Origin of the sequence: Pelomonas sp. Root1237, assembly GCF_001425055.1 — a bacterium.
In the GTDB taxonomy this organism is placed as follows: domain Bacteria; phylum Pseudomonadota; class Gammaproteobacteria; order Burkholderiales; family Burkholderiaceae_C; genus Pelomonas.
In genome coordinates this window covers 166,741-184,087 of sequence record NZ_LMDK01000021.1, presented here as the reverse complement: position 1 = coordinate 184,087, position 17,347 = coordinate 166,741, and the positions used below count along the sequence as shown (strand labels likewise).

Below are 17,347 nucleotides of genomic sequence, written 5' to 3'. Positions count from 1 at the left end.
GCCACGCGATGCAGGCATCGTGCCTCGTCGAGGCTGAACCAATCTCGCGATGGAACCCCTGCACGCCGACACGCTGCTGCGCGTCTTCCAGCTCGTCACGACGATGCTGGCCCTGGCCACGCTTGGCGGCGCCTGGCATCTGAAGGGCGAGCGCGCGCTGTGGTTCTGGGCCGGTGCCTTTGCTGCCGCGGCGCTGACCCAGGCGGCGCGCGTGGCCCTCATCGCCATGGGCGCACCGCGCACCTTCTGGGCGGTGGGCCATCTCGGCAGCCTGCTGTCCGCGCTGATGGTGCTGCTCGGCCTGCGCGTCTACCTCGGCCTGCCGCTGCGCTGCCCCTGGCCGCTGGTGCTCACGGGCCTGTCCTGCATCGGCTCCTTCGCGCTGACGGCCTGGACGGGGCAGTTCTGGCCCTCGATCACGTTGACGATGCTGGCCTCGGCCGTGCTGACCATGCCTGCCGCCCATGCCGCCCTGCAGGCCTGGCGCGCGCAGCGCGGCTTTCCGCTGGGCCTGCTGGCGGCCGACCTGATCATCAGCGCCATCATCGAGGTGGCGCGCGGCCTGGCCGTGTCGCCCCTGATCGCCCAAACGCGGGCCGAACTGGTGCAATACAACTCGATGGGCCTGTTCGCCGTCATCGCCCTGCTCATCGGCCAGGCCCTGGCCATGCTGCTGCTGCTGCAGGACCGTGCGCTGCGCCAGATCGAGCGCCTCATCGAGATCGACGTGCTGACCGGCCTGCTGAACCGGCGTGGCTTTGACGAGCGCCTGCGCCGCCTGCTGCAGCGCGGCGTCGAGCATCCGCCGGTGCTGGCCCTGCTGGACGTGGATCACTTCAAGCGCATCAACGACACGCACGGCCACGCGGTGGGCGACGCCGTGCTCAGTGGCATTGGCGCCCGCCTGCACGACACCTTGCGGCCATTGGATCTGGCGGTGCGCCTGGGCGGCGAGGAATTCGCCGTCATCTGGCTCAAGCCTGAGGCCGGCGGCGAGCTGCGCCTGGTTGAGCGGCTGCGCGAGGCCATCGGCGGCCAGCCCTTCGAGACGGCGGCCGGCCCGCTGACCGTGACGGTCAGCATCGGCGTGGCCCAGGCCCTCGCGCCCGACGAGGCGCCCGAGGCGCTGTTCAGCCGCGCAGACGCGGCCCTGTACGAGGCCAAGCGCGCGGGGCGGGACCGGGTGGTGCTGGCGCGCTGACCCCGCTTTCGGGGGAGTCTAGGGGGCGGCATCGAGTCTGGCACCCTGGTTTGAAAAAGTGCTGCTGCACAATCCGCCCCGCCTAGAAAAGCGGGGGGAAGCAGTGGAGCGGGAAGGCATCAATTGGCTGGGGATCGGTCTGCGAGCAGCGGCCTTGGTGGTCATCATTTCGCTGCTGACCTGGTGCAGCATGGCGCGGCGCAGCACCCAGGACGTCGCCGGCCTCGGGCCCGAACTGCGCGAGATGATGCTGATGAACGGCATGGCCGACGCCAGCGGCATGATCGACATCGACAAGACGGCCAAACGCGTGGGCGCCGTCGGGCTGAACCGCCTGCTCTACGACAACGCGGGCACTGGCAGCCTGCCGGCGCTGCGCTGGATCGCCAACCATGGGGCCGAGCCTCGCAACGTCGGCGCGCTGGACAAGGGCACGCTGCTGCAGCAGGCCGCCGCCAAGCCGACGCTGGACCGGCTGAAATTCTTCATCGAAGAGCTCAAGCTCGACCCCAGGCAGGAGACGCCCGATCATGTCGGCGTCATGCACCTGGCGGCGCGCAACGGCGCTGATGCCCAGGCGCTGGTGTTCCTGACCAGCCGGGGGCTGAACATCAACTCGCCCGACATCGGTGGTCGCCTGCCCATCCATTACGCGGCGCTCAAGTCCATCGGCCCGCTGGTGTCGGCCGGCGCTGACATCAACGCGCTGGACGGCCAGGGGCGCACGGCCCTGCACTGGGCCGTCGAGGAAGGGCGGCATGACGCGGTGGCCGAACTGATTCGCCTGCAGGCCTCGGTCTTCACGCAGGACCGCCAGGGCAACACGCCCCTGCACCTGGCCGCGGTGGGCAATTCCGACGCCATCGTCGATACCCTGCTCGCCGCGGGCGCACCCAAGGCCGCGCGCAATGCGGATGGGCTGACGGCGCGCGAGTATCTCGAGAAGTCTCGCTACAAGCGCCGCTACAGCAATGGCGGCGACCGGGAGCAGAAGCTGTGACCCCGACCCGCCTGGCCTGGGCCGCGTTGGCCGTGCTGGCACTGACGGGCATGGCCAGGGCCGAAGGCGCGGGTGTCTATAAATGCCGCAAGCCCGACGGCACCACGGCCTTCAGCGACCGACCCTGCCCTGAAGCCGATTCCACGCAGATCGCGCGCCTGGGTCCCAAGGCGCCAGAAGCCAGCCAGTTCATGAGCCCGCGCTGCCTGCGCCTGCGCGAGCAGTTGAACCAGGCCGGCAGCGATGGTGGCGCCGACGAGTCCACGCGCCAGCAGCTGGACTACCGTTACCAGCGCGACTGCTATGCCGAAGAGCAGGACGCCAATGAGAAGGTCAACCAATTGATGGAGGACGTGCGCAACCGCTCGCTGCAGGAGCGCCGCGCGCTGGCTCAGGCCAAGGCGCGGCAGGAGCGCGAGTTCGCGCAATGCGTCGAACTGCGCAACAGCCTGCGCGCCCGGCGCGCCCGTGAGGCCGAGATGACGGCAGGTGAGCGCGGGGATCTTGAGCGCCTGGCAGCTGCCTTCGAGCAACGCTGCCGCGGGCTGTAAGCCCTACATGCTGCGGCGGTACTGGCCACCGACCTCGAACAAGGCGCCGGTGATCTGGCCCAGCGAGCACACGCGCACGGCTTCCATCAGCACGTCGAACACATTCCGGTTCTTGATGACGGCCTGCTGAAGGCGGGCCAGCATGGCCGGCGACTCGGCGGCGTGGCGGTCCTGGAACTCGGCCAGGCGCGACAGCTGCGACTGCTTCTCTTCGTCTGTCGAGCGGGCCAGTTCGATGTGCTCCGGCACCGTCTCCCCATTGGGGTTGCGGAAGGTGTTGACGCCGATGATGGGGTACTCGCCGGTGTGCTTGAGCATCTCGTAGTGCATCGACTCTTCCTGGATGCGGCCACGCTGGTAGCCGGTCTCCATGGCGCCGAGCACGCCGCCGCGTTCGCTGATGCGCTCGAACTCGCGCAGCACTGCCTCTTCGACCAGCTCGGTCAGCTCGTCGATGATGAAGGCGCCCTGCGACGGGTTCTCGTTCTTGGCCAAGCCCCACTCGCGGTTGATGACGAGCTGGATGGCCATCGCGCGGCGCACGCTCTCGTCAGTGGGCGTCGTGATCGCCTCGTCGTAGGCGTTGGTGTGCAGGGAGTTGCAGTTGTCGTAGACGGCGATCAACGCCTGCAGCGTGGTGCGGATGTCGTTGAAGGCGATCTCCTGCGCGTGCAGGCTGCGGCCCGACGTCTGCACGTGGTACTTGAGCTTCTGTGAGCGCTCGTTGGCGCCGTAGCGGTCGCGCATGGCGATGGCCCAGATGCGGCGGGCGACGCGGCCCAGCACGGTGTACTCGGGGTCCATGCCGTTGCTGAAGAAGAAGCTCAGGTTGGGCGCGAAGTCGTCGATGTGCATGCCGCGCGCCAAGTAAGCCTCCACGAACGTGAAGCCGTTGGACAGCGTCAGCGCCAGCTGCGAGATCGGGTTCGCGCCAGCCTCGGCGATGTGATACCCCGAGATCGACACCGAGTAGAAATTGCGCACGTAGTGGTGCACGAAGTACTCGGCGATGTCGCCCATGACCTTCAGCGAGAACTCGGTCGAGAAGATGCAGGTGTTCTGGCCCTGGTCTTCCTTCAGGATGTCGGCCTGCACGGTGCCGCGCACATTGGCCAGCACCCAGTCCTTGATCTTGGCGGCCTCATCGGCGGTCGGCTCACGGCCGTTGTCGGCCTTGAACTTGGCGAGGTTCTGGTCGATGGCCGTGTTCATGAACATGGCCAGGATGGACGGCGCGGGGCCGTTGATGGTCATCGAAACGGAGGTGGTCGGGCTGCACAGGTCGAAGCCGTCGTACAGCACCTTCATGTCGTCCAGCGTGGCGATGCTCACACCGCTGTTGCCGACCTTGCCGTAGATGTCGGGCCGCGGCGCGGGGTCGGCGCCGTACAGCGTCACCGAGTCGAAGGCGGTGGACAGGCGCTTGGCGGGCATCCCTTCGGAGACGAGCTTGAAGCGGCGGTTGGTGCGGAAGGCATCGCCTTCGCCGGCGAACATGCGCGTCGGGTCCTCGCCTTCGCGCTTGAAGGCGAACACGCCGGCCGCGTAGGGGAAGCTGCCGGGCACGTTTTCCAGCATCAGCCACTTCAGCAATTCGCCGTGGCACTCGTAGCCGGGCAGCACGACCTTGCGGATCTTGGTGCCGGACAGGCTCTGGGTGACCAGCGCCGTGCGGATTTCCTTGTCACGGATCTTCACGACGTACTCATCACCCGCATAGGCCTTGACCATGTCGGGCCACTGCTGCAGCAGCTGGCGGGCGTCGCCGTCGAGCTTGGCCTTGCGCTGCTCGGCGAGGTCGCCCAGCGCGGTGCGGGCACCATTCTTGTCGGGGTTGGCGGCCTCCAGCATGGCGCGGCTGGCTTCCAGCTGCTGGATCTCGCGGGCCAGCGCGGCCTGCTTGCGCGCACGGGCCTTGTAGCTGCGCACGGTGTCGCTGATGTCGGCCAGGTAGCGCACGCGGGCAGCCGGGACGATGGGGGTCTGGTGCGTGCTGTGGCGGGTGTCGACGCGCGGCAGGCGGCCTTCGCTGAAGGGGATGCCGAGGTCGGCCAGGCGCAGCTTCAGGGCTTGATACAGCGCCGTCACGCCGTCGTCGTTGAAGCGGCTGGCCATGGTGCCGAACACCGGCATGGTGTCCGGCATCACCGTGAAGGCTTCGCGGTTGCGCTGCACCTGCTTGCTGACATCGCGCAGGGCATCAAGGGAGCCCTTGCGATCGAACTTGTTGATGGCGACGAACTCGGCGAAGTCCAGCATGTCGATCTTCTCGAGCTGGCTGGCGGCGCCGAACTCGGGCGTCATGACGTACATGGGCACGTTCACGAGCGGCACGATGGCCGCGTCGCCCTGGCCGATGCCGGAGGTCTCGACGATGACGAGGTCGAAGCCTGCGACCTTGGCGGCGGCGATGACATCCGGCAGGGCAGGGGAGATCTCGCTGCCGAAGTCACGCGTGGCCAGCGAGCGCATGAAGACGCGCGGACCTTGGCCCCAGGGGCTGATCGCGTTCATGCGGATGCGGTCACCCAGCAGCGCGCCACCGCTCTTGCGGCGTGACGGGTCGATGGAGATCAGCGCCACGCGCAGGGCGTCGCCCTGGTCGAGGCGCAGGCGGCGGATCAACTCGTCGGTCAGGCTGGACTTGCCGGCGCCACCGGTGCCGGTGATACCGAGCACCGGCGTCTTGATGCTCTTGGCCTGGTCGCGCAGCGCGTCGACGATGCCCGCATCGGCCTTGCCGTTCTCCAGCGCCGTCAGCAGCTGGGCCAGCGACCGCCAGGCCGCTTCCGAGTGGCCGGTGATGGCCGACAGGTTCTGCGGCGCATAGACGCTGAAGTCCTGGTCGGCCTTCATGACCATCTCGCCGATCATCCCTTGCAGGCCCATGCGCTGGCCGTCCTCGGGGCTGAAGATGCGCACGCCGTGCTCGGCCAGCTCGCGGATCTCGGCCGGCACGATGACGCCGCCGCCGCCGCCAAACACCTGGATGTGCTCGCCGCCGCGTTCCTTCAGCAGTTGCACCATGTACTTGAAGTACTCGACGTGGCCGCCCTGGTAGGAGCTGATGGCGATGCCCTGGGCATCTTCCTGCAGCGCCGCGGTGACGACTTCGTCCACCGAGCGGTTGTGCCCGAGGTGGATGACCTCAGTGCCCATGCCCTGCAGGATGCGCCGCATGATGTTGATGGCGGCGTCGTGCCCGTCAAACAGGCTGGCGGCGGTGACGAAACGGACCTTGTGGGTCGGGCGGTACTCGGCCAATGCTTTGTAGTCAGCGGCGAGATCGGTCATGGCTGTCTCCTTGCTCGGGCCGGATTCTAGGTCGCCAATTGACGTTAACGTCAATTGAGCGTCCGGGTATGGTGCTCGGCCATGACGGACTCCGCACCTGATCTCGACAAATTTGATCGGCAAATCCTCGGCCGCCTGCAGGACGACCCGCGCCAGCCGGCCGAGCGCATCGCCACCGCCATCGGCCTGTCGGTCACGGCCGTGCAGCGGCGCATCCGCCGGCTGCGCGACGCCGGCGTCATCCGCGGCGAGCGCCTGGTGCTGGATGCGGCGGCGCTGGGTTACGGCCTGGCGGTGTGGGTGGAGGTGGAACTGCGCGAGGCCAGCCGCAAGGCCGTCATCGACGGCTTCAAGCGCCGCATGGCCGCCGCGCCGCGCGTGCAGCAATGCTTCTATGTGGCGGGCGACAGCGATTTCCTGCTGCTCATCCGCTGCCGCGACGTGGCCGAGTTCGAGGCGCTGACGCGCGAGCTGTTCTTCGACGACCCCAACATCCGCAAGTTCCGCTCGGTCTTCGTGCTGGACGAGTGCAAGGCCGACGCCGGGCTGCCGCTGGCGGACTGAAATCGCCGCGAAGCGGCATTCGCGCGCCCTGCAACGCCGCCCAGCGACGGGTCCGTCGCCGGACGATGTCGTTCTTCCAATGAAAGGACGACACGAGATGAGTTTCGAGATCCCCAGCGAGCCGACCGAATTCGAAGTGCTGGACGCGCGCTTCGAGGACTGCTTTCGCAAGAGCGCCCGGCTGGAGCGCCTGGCCAGCGGCTGCCGCTGGACCGAGGGGCCGGTCTATATCCCCTCCCAGCGCCGCCTGCTGTGGAGCGACATCCCCAACGAGCGCATGCTGAGCTGGTGCGAGGTCTCCGGCCACGTCGCCGAGTTCCGCAAGCCCTCGGGCTACACCAATGGCCATACGCTGGACCGGCAAGGGCGCCTCATCAGCTGTGAGCAGGGCGGCCGGCGCGTCGTGCGCACCGAGCACGACGGCTCGCTGACCGTACTGACCTCGCACCATGAAGGCAAACGGCTCAACAGCCCCAATGACGTGGTCGTGAAGTCCGACGGCAGCATCTGGTTCACCGACCCACCCTATGGCATCGTGGACGACTATGAAGGCATCCGCTCGCCGCAAGAGCAGCCGGGCTGCTATGTCTACCGGCTTCAACCGGACACCGGCGAGCTGCGCGTGGTGGTCGACACGATGACCCACCCCAACGGCCTGGCGTTCTCGCCCGACGAGCGCTGGCTCTACGTCGCCGACACCGGCCTGGACGTCGGCACGATGCGCCGCTTCTCCGTGGACGCCGACGGCACGCTGACCGGCGGCGAGGTCTTCATCAGCTGCGACACCGGCTTCTACGACGGCTTTCGCTGCGACACCGCCGGCCGCATCTGGACCAGTGCCGGGCGCGCCATCCACTGCCACGAGGCGGACGGCACGCTGATCGGTCGCATCCGCATGCCCGAGCGGGTGTCCAACCTCGTCTTCGGCGGCCCCAAGGGCAACCGCCTCTTCATCTGTGCGACGAGCTCGGTCTACTCGGTGCTGCTGGCGGTCAACGGCGTCAAGCCCTGCTGAACGCGGGGGAACCCGGTCCGGCCGGCCGGCGAATGGGGGCATGATCCGCCCCCATCTCAAACTCCCGCCTCCAGCCCGTGACCACCAACGCCTCACCCGCGCCGCTCGGGACCGAACTGACCGCCCGCGGCATCGTCCTGGGCATCCTCATCACCCTGGTCTTCACGGCCGCCAACGTCTATTTCGGCCTCAAGGCCGGCCTGACGTTTGCGACCTCCATCCCGGCCGCCGTCATCTCCATGGCCCTGCTGCGCCGCGCGGCGGGCAACTCCATCGGCGAGACCAATATCGTGCAGACGATTGCCTCGTCGGCCGGCACGCTGTCCTCCATCATCTTCGTGCTGCCCGGCCTGGTCATGATCGGCTGGTGGACGGGCTTCCCGTACTGGATGTCGATGACGCTGTGCGCCCTGGGCGGCGTGCTGGGTGTCATGTATTCCATCCCACTGCGCCGGGCGCTGGTCACCAACTCGCCGCTGCCCTATCCGGAAGGCGTGGCCTGCGCCGAGGTGCTCAAGGTCGGCCATGCCGCCGACAGTGGCGAAGCCAACCGCCAGGGCCTGGCCGCCATCGTGGCCGGCACCGTCGTGTCGGCCGGCTTCAGCATCGTCGTTGCCACCCAGCTCTTCGCGGCCAATCTGGCGCAGTACTTCCGGCTGCCCGGCGGCGAGAAGAGCGGCAGTGGGCCCACAACAGGCTATGACCTGAACTTCAGCTTCGCGCTGCTGGCCGTGGGTCACCTCGTCGGCCTGTGGGTGGGTGTGGCCATCCTTGTCGGCGCCTGCATCGCCTGGCTGGGTGGCGTGCCCATCCTGACGTCCGGTGTCGACGGCGCCGCAGAAGCGGTCGCACTGTTTGCCTGGAGCAAGAAGGTGCGCTTCATCGGCGCCGGCTGCATCGCCGTCGCGGCGATCTGGACGCTGGTCAAGCTGGCCAAGCCGGTCGTTGCCGGCCTGCACTCGGCCGCCATGTCGGCTCGCGTGCGCAAGGCCGGCAAGGCCGACACGCTGCCGCGCAACGAGCAGGACATCCCCATCGGCACCGTCGGCCTCATCACGCTGGCCTGCATGCTGCCGATCGGCTTCATGCTGTCCAGCTTCGCCACAAGCGCCGGCCTGGGCGACCAGCTTGGCCTGCTCGTGGTCGGCGGTGTCGTCTATGTCGTGTTGATGAGCTTCTTCGTGGCCGCGGTCTGCGGCTACATGGCCGGCCTGATCGGCTCGTCCAACAGCCCGCTGTCGGGCGTCGGCATCCTCGTCGTCATCGGCGTGTCGCTGCTGCTGGCCCTGGTCGTCAAGCCCATGCTGCCGGCGTCCACCGGCCAGGCGCTGGTCGCCTTTGCGCTGTTCGTCACGGCCGTCGTGTTCGCGGTCGCAACCATCTCCAACGACAACCTGCAGGACCTGAAGACCGGCCAGCTCGTTGACGCCACGCCCTGGCGCCAGCAGGTGGCGTTGATCATCGGTGTCGTGGCCGGCGCCATCGTCATCCCGCCGGTGCTGGACCTGCTGAACCAGGCTTATGGCTTCGCTGGCGCGCCGGGTGTCGACCCCAAGAAGGCCCTCGCTGCGCCCCAGGCTGCCCTGATCTCGGCGCTGGCCAAGGGAGTCATCCAAGGCGACCTGAACTGGAACCTCATCGGCATTGGCGTGCTGATCGGCGTCGCCACCATTGCCGTGGACGAGGTATTGAAGCGTGCGACCGGCGGCAAGGCGCATTGCGCGCCGCTGGCCGTCGGCCTGGGCATCTATCTGCCGATGAACAGCACGCTGATGATCGTCGTCGGCGCCGTGGCCGGCTGGTGGTTCGACCGCCGTGCTTCGCACAAGCGTGACCCCGAGGCCACCAAGCAGCTCGGCGTGCTGCTGGCCTCCGGCCTCATCGTCGGCGAGAGCCTGCTCGGCGTCATCCTCGCGGCCGTCGTCGTGTTCTCCGGCAACGGCGCGCCGCTGGCCTTGGTGGGCGACAGCTTCGCGACCGCAGGCCAGGTGCTGGGCTTGCTGGCCTTTGCCGGCATCGGCGTGGGCCTGTACCGCTGGCTGCTCAGCAAGCAGCCCTGATCGTCATGCCAGTCGCCCAGCATGGCGCCTGGCCTTCGGCAAGCGTCGGACAGCGCGCAGGCGCTGTCCTCGGTCCGGCCTCAGTCATCCGAACCTGCGAAGCCGAACAGGTGCAGCAGGCTCGTGAACAGATTGAAGATGGACACGAACAGGCTGACGGTGGCGAGCACGTAGTTGGTCTCGCCGCCGTTCACGATCTGCTGGGTCTCGAACAGGATCAGGCCAGCCGACAGCAGGGCCACGACGGCCGAGACCGTCAGTGCCAATGCGGGGATCTGGAAGAAGATCGCTGCCAGGCCTGCAAGCACGGCGACGACCATGCCGGCGAACAGAAAGCCGCCCATCCACGACAGGTCACGCTTGGTTGTCGTCGCATAGGCCGACAACGCCAGGAAGACGGCGCCCGTCGCGCCGAGGGCCAACATGATGGTCTGGGCGCCGCCGGGCAGAGACAGCGTGCGCGTCAGCAGCGGGCCGAGCGTCCAACCCATGAAACCGGTGAGCGCGAAGACGAGGCCGACGGCGGCGCCGCGGTTCTTCAGCTTGTGGATGCCGAACAGCAGGCCGAAATAGGCCACCAGCGTCAGGATGATGCCGGGTGCCGGCAGGTTGAAGGCGACGGCCGCAGCAGCGACGGCGGCGCTGAACAGCAGCGTCATCGACAGCAGGGCATAGGTGTTGCGCAGCACCCGATGGGCGGTGCCGCGGTCGAGGGCGCCGCCGTGGGGCATGGCAATGGCGATGGGGCGGGTTTGCATGGCAGGCCTCCGGTTTGAAAGAACACGGGCAGGGTACGTAGGCAAGACACCAAATAAAAGCAGAGAATCGCGAAACGTTTCTTCGTGATTACTTGCTGAATCGCCATGAGCCTGAGCTTCAGTTACCGCCACCTCTACTACTTCTGGGCCGTTGCCAAGGAGGGCGGATTGACGCGGGCCGCGGAGAAGCTGGGGCTGTCGGTGCAGACCGTCTCGACCCAGGTGCGTGAGCTTGAGCAGGCCCTCGGTGCGGCCCTGCTCAAGCCGGCCGGCCGCGGCCTGACGCTGACCGAAGCCGGCATCGCGGCGCTGGAGCAGGCCGAGCAGATCTTCCAGATCGGCGAGACCCTGCCCGAGCGGGTGCGGGATGCCGCCACCGCGCCGACGGTGCGCCTGGCCGTGGGCATCTCCGACGGCTTGCCCAAGCTCGTCGCGCAGCGCCTGCTCGCGCCCATCCTCGATACGCCGCAACTGCGCCTGCTTTGCCACGAGGACGAGTTCGACGACCTGCTGGGCGACCTCGCCCTGCACCGGCTCGACGTGGTGCTGGCCGACCGGCCGGCGCCGGCCAACCCGAATCTGCGCGTTTACAGCCATTCACTCGGCAGCTCGCCGGTGGCCTGGTATGCCCACCCGCGCTGGGCGGCCGCGGCGGCGCGCGACTTCCCCGCCTCGCTGGCCGACGTGCCGCTGCTGCTGCCCACCTCGCACGCGGCCTTGCGCCCGCGGCTGGACCACTGGCTGACCGACCTCGGCCTGCGCCCGCGGATCACTGGCGAGTTCGAGGACAGCGCGCTGCTGGCCACCTTCGGCAGCGAGGGCCTGGGCGTGTTCCCAGCCGCCACCGCGGTGGACGACGCGCTGACCGGCCGCTATGGGTTGGTGAACGTCGGCGCTGCCGAAGGCGTCGTCGAGCAGTTCTACGCGGTGGGCACGGACAAGAAGATCAGCCACCCGCTGGTGCGCCGGTTGTTGCCGCAGCCTGCCGACGCAGCGGGTTGATCCGGACGCGCTTGCTACAGTTGACGTTTACGTCAATTAACCTGCCCTGCAGGCCCGGCACGAGCGGGCACTGACAGGGCGGACCAGGAGACCCGAATGAACCTGCCCGGCCTCAACTTCCAACTCGGCGAAGACATCGATGCCCTGCGCGACGCGGTGCGCGCCTTCGCCGACGAAGAGATCGCGCCCCGCGCGGCCGAGATCGACAAGAGCGACCAGTTCCCGATGGACCTGTGGCGCAAGATGGGCGACCTGGGCGTGCTGGGCATCACCGTGCCCGAGGAATACGGCGGCGCCAACATGGGCTATCTGGCCCACATGGTGGCGATGGAAGAGATCAGCCGCGCGAGCGCCTCGGTGGGCCTCTCCTACGGCGCGCACAGCAACCTGTGCGTGAACCAGATCAAGCGCAACGGCAACGACGCGCAGCGCGCCAAGTACCTGCCCAAGCTGATCAGCGGCGAGCATGTCGGTGCGCTGGCGATGAGCGAACCGGGCGCGGGATCTGACGTGCTGAGCATGAAGCTCAAGGCCGAGGGCAAGGGCGGCGTCTACCTGCTCAACGGCAACAAGATGTGGATCACCAACGGCCCCGACGCCGACACGCTGGTGGTCTACGCCAAGACCGAGCCGGAGCTGGGCGCACGCGGCGTGACGGCCTTCCTCATCGAGAAGGACATGAAGGGCTTCTCCATTGCGCAGAAGCTCGACAAGCTGGGCATGCGCGGCTCGCACACCGGCGAGCTGGTGTTCCAGGACGTCGAGGTGCCGGCCGAGAACGTGCTGGGTGCCGTGAACGGCGGCGCCAAGGTGCTGATGTCGGGCCTGGACTACGAGCGCGCGGTGCTGACCGGCGGGCCGCTGGGCATCATGCAAAGCGTCATGGACAACGTCGTGCCTTACATCCACGACCGCAAGCAGTTCGGCCAGAGCATCGGCGAGTTCCAGCTCATCCAGGGCAAGGTGGCCGACATGTACACCGTGCTGCAGGCCGCACGCAGCTTTGCCTACACGGTGGCCAAGAACCTCGACATGCTGGGCGCCGAGCATGTGCGCCAGGTGCGCAAGGACTGCGCCTCCGTCATCCTGTGGACGGCTGAGAAGGCCACCTGGATGGCCGGCGAAGGCGTGCAGATCTTCGGTGGCAACGGTTACATCAACGAATACCCGCTGGGCCGGCTCTGGCGTGACGCGAAGCTTTATGAGATTGGCGCCGGCACCAGTGAGATCCGCCGCATGCTGATTGGCCGCGAGCTGTTTGCGGAGACGATGTAACTCGCCATTGAGACAATGCCGGCATGACGACGACCAACCCCGAACTGCAGGATCTGCTCGACAACAACAAACGCTGGGCCGCTGACACCGAGGCCCGCGAGCCGGGCTTCTTCTCCAGCCTGCTCAAGCAGCAGACGCCGCAATATCTTTGGATAGGCTGCGCCGACAGCCGCGTGCCGGCCAATGAGCTGGTGGACCTGCTGCCGGGCGAGCTGTTCGTGCATCGCAACGTTGCCAACGTCGTCGTGCATTCGGACCTGAACTGCCTGTCCGTCATGCAGTTCGCGGTGGACCAACTCAAGGTGCGCCACATCATCGTCGTCGGCCACAGCAATTGCGGCGGCGTGCGCGCGGCGCTCTACGACATCCGCACCGGTCTGGCCGACAACTGGATCCGCCACGTGCAGGACGTGCGCAACGACCACCTGGCTTGGTTGGACAGCTTGCCCGAGGCCAGGCGCGTCGACGCACTGTGCGAGCTGAACGTGCTGGAGCAGGCGCGCAATGCCTGCCAGACGACGGTCGTGCAGGACGCCTGGCAGCGCGGCCAGGAGATCGTCGTGCATGGCTGGGTTTACGGCCTGCACAACGGCCTGCTGGAGGACCTGCAGCTCACGGCCACCAAGGCCGAGGACGTGGAGCCGTCCTACCGCCGTGCGTTGGAGCGCGTCAAGGCGCGCTACGCCACAGTGGCCTGAATAGAGTCGGGGCATGTTCCCGACCCAGCTCACGGACTCGCGCGCCTTCGACATCGCCCAGGCCCTGCTGGGCGGTTTCGATCGCCACTACAAGCTCTTCCGCGCCACGTCCGCCGAGGCCAAGGCGCGCTTCGAGCATGGCGACTGGCAGGGCCAGCAGCGTGCCCAGGCCCTGCGCATCGAGTTCTACGACGCCCGCGTTGCCGAGGCCAGCGAGCTGCTGGAGGCGCGCTTTTCGGCGTCGACGCTGGCCATGGAAGTCTGGCAACAGGTCAAGCTGCACTACATCGGCCTGCTGACCAACCACCGCCAGCCCGAACTCGCCGAGACTTTCTTCAACTCGGTGTGCACGCGCATCCTGCACCACGCCTATTTCCACAACGACTTCATCTTCGTGCGCCCGGCCATCTCGACCGAGTACATCGAGAACGACGAGCCCGGAGCGACCCCGACCTACCGCGCCTACTACCCGGCTCCGGACAAGCTGCGCGAGACCCTCCAGCGCGTCATCACCAACTTCCAGCTGAACGGCGAGTTCGCCCACCTTGACGCCGACGTCGACCAGGTGCTGGCCGCCGTCGCGCAACGCCTGGGCGAGTTCCGCCGGCGCGCCAACTTCCAGCTGCAGGTGCTGTCCAACCTGTTCTACCGGAACAAGGGCGCCTATGTCGTTGGCAAGATCATCAACGGCTTTACCGAGACGCCGTTTGCCCTGCCCATCCTGCGTGACGACGACAGCGGGCGCTTCTTCATCGACGCGGCGCTGTTCGGCGAAGACGATCTGCTGATCCTGTTCAGCTTTGCCCGCGCTTACTTCCTCGTCGACATGGAGGTGCCGAGTGCGTATGTGCAATTCCTGCGCTCCATGATGCCCAGGAAGCCACGCTCCGAGATCTATTCGGCGCTGGGCCTGCAGAAGCAGGGCAAGAACCTTTTCTACCGCGACTTCCTGTACCACCTGCGCCATTCCTCGGACAAGTTCCGCATCGCGCCCGGCATCAAAGGCATGGTCATGCTGGTGTTCGACCTGCCGAGCTGGCCCTTCGTCTTCAAGGTCATCAAGGACTTCTACCCGCCGCAGAAGGACACCACGCGCGAGCTCATCCAGAGCAAATACCTGCTCGTGAAAAGCCACGACCGGGTCGGTCGCATGGCCGACACGCTGGAGTACACGCGGGTGGCCTTCCCGCGGCATCGCTTCGAGGAAGAGCTCCTCGATGAGTTGAAGCACTTCTGCGGGAGCCTCATTGAAGAGAATGGCGACGACCTCGTCATCCGCCACGCCTACATCGAGCGCCGCATGGTGCCGCTGAACATCTACTTGGCAGAAGCCACGCCCGAGCAGGTGGAACGCGTCGTCATCGAGTACGGCAACGCCATCAAGGACCTGGTGGCCGCCAACATCTTCCCCGGCGACATGCTGTGGAAGAACTTCGGCGTGACCCGCCACGGCAAGGTCGTGTTCTATGACTACGACGAGATCGAATACCTGACCGACTGCAACTTCCGCCGCGTGCCCGAGCCGCGCAATGAGGAGGAAGAAATGTCAGGCGAGGTCTGGTACGCCGTCGCGCCGCGCGACGTCTTCCCCGAGACCTTTGCGCCCTTCCTGCTCGGCAATCCGAAAGTGCGTGAGTGCTTCATGCGCCACCACGCGGACCTGCTGGACGCGGGCTTCTGGCAGAGCCACAAGGAGCGCATCCTGGCGGGGCATGTGCATGATGTGTTCCCCTACGACCCGGCGCGGCGCTTCGCAGCGGCCTGAGCCGAAGCGGCTCCGTCCGACAGGCGCCGCCCCGCCGCCCATCAACAATGGCGCCGCCGCAACCCGTGGCCTCTGGGGACAACCGCATGATCTTCGACGCCATCCGCGAAAGCCACGACTTGCAACGCGATCTGTGCCGCAAGCTCACCGCGTCACGCGGCGACATGGCCGCGCGCCAGTTGCTGTTCCTGCAGTTGAAGGTCGAGCTGATGGCACACGCGGCGGCCGAAGAGCGCTTCCTCTACGTGCCGCTGCTGATGGAGGACGGAGGCCTTGATGCCTCGCGGCATGCGCTGCATGAGCACCACCAGGTGGACGAGCTGCTCGAAGACCTGTCGGTGCGCAACAAGCAGCAGGATGGCTGGATTGCGACCGCCAAGGAACTCAGCTTCAAGGTGCGCCACCACCTGAAAGAAGAGGAGTCCAAGTTCTTCCACGTCGCCGGCCGCCTGCTGTCAGACACGAAGAAGCAGCAGCTCGCCGGCAAGTACCAGCGCGAGATGGTGCGCATGCGCAAGCAATACGCCGCCGAGTACCAGACCGTGGCCGTGTCTGCGGCGACCGGCCTGGTCAAACCCGCCAAGCCAGCCGCCGACAAGCCGGCGACGCGCGGCAACGCCAGCGCCGGCGCTCAGCTGCGCGGCAAGAGCAAGCCGCGGCGCACGCGCTGAAGCGAGGTGGGCTCGTCAGCACTGACCTGGCGCTGCGCTTCGCCCCACGGTGCTTTGGCCAGCGCGGTCAACGCCGGCAGCGTCGGCGCCTTCACCTGGACGGATTGCTCCGCCACGGGCCGACGGTCCACGACGGGCCTGGGGCGCATGAAGAAGAACATGGAGCGGAGTTGGGGGCGCCAGGCGAGGGTGCCAGATAGAACAAACCCCAGCGTCGCTGACGTGTAGGCTAGCCAGCCATGAGCGCAGGCATCAACACCTCAACTGCTGTGGACCGTCGCGCGCTGAATGCGTTGTGCATCCTGCTCCTGCCCATTCTTGCCGCGTGCGCCGCCATGCCAACACCCGCTCCCGAAGCAATCGCCCAACTGGCACCCACCAGCCGGCTGCGCGCCGTCATCAATCTGGGCAATCCCATCCTGGCGAACCGCGACCCCAGCACCGGCGAAGCCTCGGGTGTGTCGGTCGACCTGGCGCGTGAGCTGGCACGGCAGCTGGGCGTCCAGGCTGAGTTGATGGTGGTGAAGTCCGCGGGCGAAGCGGTGGATGCTCTGGCCACCGGCCGCGTGGACGTAGGCTTCTTCGCCATCGATCCCGCGCGGGCCGCGTCCACCGCCTATTCGGCTGCTTACGTGCAGATCGAGGGCGCCTACCTCGTGCGCAACGATTCGCCGCTGCAGGCCAACGAGGACGTGGATCGCGCAGGCACGCGTGTCGCCGTCGGCGCACGCAGCGCCTACGACCTCTACCTGACACGCGAACTCAAGGCGGCGACGATCGAGCGCGCACCGACCTCACCCGAGGTGGTCAGCTTTTTCCTGGCGCACCAGCTCGACGTGGCCGCCGGTGTGAAGCAGCAGTTGGAAGCCGACGCCAAGCGCTTGCCGGGCCTGAGGCTCTTGCCCTGGCGCTTCATGGTCATCAACCAGGCCATGGGCATGGCCAGGGGCAAGGCGGTCGGTGCGCATTTTCTCGCCGCCTTCGTGGAACAGGCCAAGGCCTCAGGCTTCGTCGCGAGGTCGTTGGAACGCCACCGCATCGAGGGCGCCGCCGTCGCGCCGTCTGCGGCGCGCGACTGAGGGGCTGCTCAACCCTGCGTCGGCCTGAACACCCGCACCCGGTGGCCGTCCGGGTCCGCGGTGACTGCCGTGAAGCCGAAGTCCATCGCCGTCGGCACCTGCAGCACCGGCCAGCCCGAGGCCTTCCAGGCGGCGACGGCGGCATTGACTTCGTTGTCCGTGCCGACCGTGATGCCGATCTCGGCGCCGCCGCCGCGCTGGCCGCTGCCCGGTTGCACGTCATGCGCGGCCCAGAGGCCGAGCATGGTCTTGTCATTGAGCATGAACATCGCGAAGTTCGGGCTCTGCTCGACGGGTTCCCGGCCCAGCAGCGAGCGATAGAAGAGCACGCTCTCGGCAGGGCTGTGCACGTAGAGGATGAGGCAGTCGGGTTGCATGGTGGTCTCCGTTGGGTGATGAATGAAGCCATCGTCG

At 67.3% G+C, this 17,347-nt stretch carries 16 protein-coding genes; 12 read left to right on the top strand and 4 right to left on the bottom strand.

Annotation, left to right across the window (positions count from 1 at the left end; translation table 11 throughout):
• Nucleotides 1–49 precede the first annotated feature (49 nt).
• The 3 genes from ASC91_RS27090 to ASC91_RS27080 all read left to right on the top strand — a co-directional run bounded on the left by ASC91_RS27090 (nucleotide 50) and on the right by ASC91_RS27080 (nucleotide 2,752).
• Entirely contained in the window at nucleotides 50–1,201 is a 1,152-nt protein-coding gene (locus tag ASC91_RS27090; protein ID WP_056204949.1) for a GGDEF domain-containing protein, read from the top strand.
• A 157-nt stretch (nucleotides 1,202–1,358) separates the two neighbouring features.
• Nucleotides 1,359–2,201 (top strand): ankyrin repeat domain-containing protein, encoded by an 843-nt coding sequence (locus ASC91_RS27085; protein ID WP_235532126.1) that lies wholly within the window; start codon nucleotides 1,359–1,361, stop codon nucleotides 2,199–2,201.
• Complete coding sequence (locus ASC91_RS27080; protein ID WP_056204943.1) at nucleotides 2,198–2,752, top strand: DUF4124 domain-containing protein; 555 nt, start codon at nucleotides 2,198–2,200, stop codon at nucleotides 2,750–2,752. The genes ASC91_RS27085 and ASC91_RS27080 overlap by 4 nt, the downstream gene beginning before the upstream one ends.
• A gap of 3 nt (nucleotides 2,753–2,755) precedes the next feature.
• Here the strand turns inward: ASC91_RS27080 and icmF are convergent, their stop codons facing one another.
• Complete coding sequence (gene icmF, locus ASC91_RS27075; protein WP_056204940.1) at nucleotides 2,756–6,046, bottom strand: fused isobutyryl-CoA mutase/GTPase IcmF; 3,291 nt, start codon at nucleotides 6,044–6,046, stop codon at nucleotides 2,756–2,758.
• Nucleotides 6,047–6,127: 81 nt separating this feature from the next.
• Here icmF and ASC91_RS27070 point away from each other — a divergent pair, with 81 nt between their 5' ends.
• From ASC91_RS27070 to ASC91_RS27060, 3 genes are all read left to right on the top strand, one after another.
• Complete coding sequence (locus ASC91_RS27070) at nucleotides 6,128–6,610, top strand: Lrp/AsnC family transcriptional regulator (RefSeq protein ID WP_056204937.1); 483 nt, start codon at nucleotides 6,128–6,130, stop codon at nucleotides 6,608–6,610.
• Between the two features lie 97 nt (nucleotides 6,611–6,707).
• Nucleotides 6,708–7,625, top strand: a complete 918-nt coding sequence (locus tag ASC91_RS27065) for an SMP-30/gluconolactonase/LRE family protein (protein ID WP_056204934.1) — start codon at nucleotides 6,708–6,710, stop codon at nucleotides 7,623–7,625.
• A 77-nt stretch (nucleotides 7,626–7,702) separates the two neighbouring features.
• Nucleotides 7,703–9,685 carry an OPT family oligopeptide transporter gene (locus tag ASC91_RS27060; RefSeq protein ID WP_056204933.1) on the top strand — a complete coding sequence of 661 codons (1,983 nt, stop codon included), beginning with the start codon at nucleotides 7,703–7,705 and terminating at the stop codon, nucleotides 9,683–9,685.
• Between the two features lie 80 nt (nucleotides 9,686–9,765).
• Here the strand turns inward: ASC91_RS27060 and ASC91_RS27055 are convergent, their stop codons facing one another.
• Nucleotides 9,766–10,443, bottom strand: a complete 678-nt coding sequence (locus tag ASC91_RS27055; RefSeq protein ID WP_056204929.1) for a Bax inhibitor-1/YccA family protein — start codon at nucleotides 10,441–10,443, stop codon at nucleotides 9,766–9,768.
• A gap of 105 nt (nucleotides 10,444–10,548) precedes the next feature.
• Here ASC91_RS27055 and ASC91_RS27050 point away from each other — a divergent pair, with 105 nt between their 5' ends.
• From ASC91_RS27050 to ASC91_RS27030, 5 genes are all read left to right on the top strand, one after another.
• On the top strand, nucleotides 10,549–11,445 hold the full coding sequence (locus ASC91_RS27050) for a LysR family transcriptional regulator (RefSeq protein WP_056204927.1): 897 nt from the start codon (nucleotides 10,549–10,551) through the stop codon (nucleotides 11,443–11,445).
• A 96-nt stretch (nucleotides 11,446–11,541) separates the two neighbouring features.
• Nucleotides 11,542–12,720, top strand: coding sequence for an isovaleryl-CoA dehydrogenase (locus ASC91_RS27045; RefSeq protein ID WP_056204926.1), 1,179 nt, complete (start codon nucleotides 11,542–11,544; stop codon nucleotides 12,718–12,720).
• Nucleotides 12,721–12,743: 23 nt separating this feature from the next.
• Entirely contained in the window at nucleotides 12,744–13,418 is a 675-nt protein-coding gene (can, locus tag ASC91_RS27040) for a carbonate dehydratase (RefSeq protein WP_056204924.1), read from the top strand.
• Between the two features lie 13 nt (nucleotides 13,419–13,431).
• A complete protein-coding gene (gene aceK / locus ASC91_RS27035; RefSeq protein WP_056204922.1) occupies nucleotides 13,432–15,183 on the top strand; it encodes a bifunctional isocitrate dehydrogenase kinase/phosphatase in 1,752 nt (583 codons plus the stop codon).
• Between the two features lie 86 nt (nucleotides 15,184–15,269).
• The gene (locus tag ASC91_RS27030; RefSeq protein ID WP_082533072.1) at nucleotides 15,270–15,854 is read left to right on the top strand and encodes a hemerythrin domain-containing protein; all 585 of its coding nucleotides are present in this window, start codon (nucleotides 15,270–15,272) and stop codon (nucleotides 15,852–15,854) included.
• On the opposite strand, the gene ASC91_RS27025 is transcribed toward ASC91_RS27030, so the two are convergent.
• A complete protein-coding gene (locus tag ASC91_RS27025; protein ID WP_056204921.1) occupies nucleotides 15,815–16,015 on the bottom strand; it encodes a hypothetical protein in 201 nt (66 codons plus the stop codon). The genes ASC91_RS27030 and ASC91_RS27025 overlap by 40 nt on opposite strands.
• Nucleotides 16,016–16,189: 174 nt before the next feature.
• Between ASC91_RS27025 and ASC91_RS27020 the strand changes: the two genes are divergently transcribed.
• Nucleotides 16,190–16,933, top strand: coding sequence for a transporter substrate-binding domain-containing protein (locus tag ASC91_RS27020; protein ID WP_056205287.1), 744 nt, complete (start codon nucleotides 16,190–16,192; stop codon nucleotides 16,931–16,933).
• Nucleotides 16,934–16,941: 8 nt separating this feature from the next.
• Here the strand turns inward: ASC91_RS27020 and ASC91_RS27015 are convergent, their stop codons facing one another.
• On the bottom strand, nucleotides 16,942–17,310 hold the full coding sequence (locus ASC91_RS27015) for a VOC family protein (protein ID WP_056205284.1): 369 nt from the start codon (nucleotides 17,308–17,310) through the stop codon (nucleotides 16,942–16,944).
• Nucleotides 17,311–17,347: the final 37 nt, after the last annotated feature.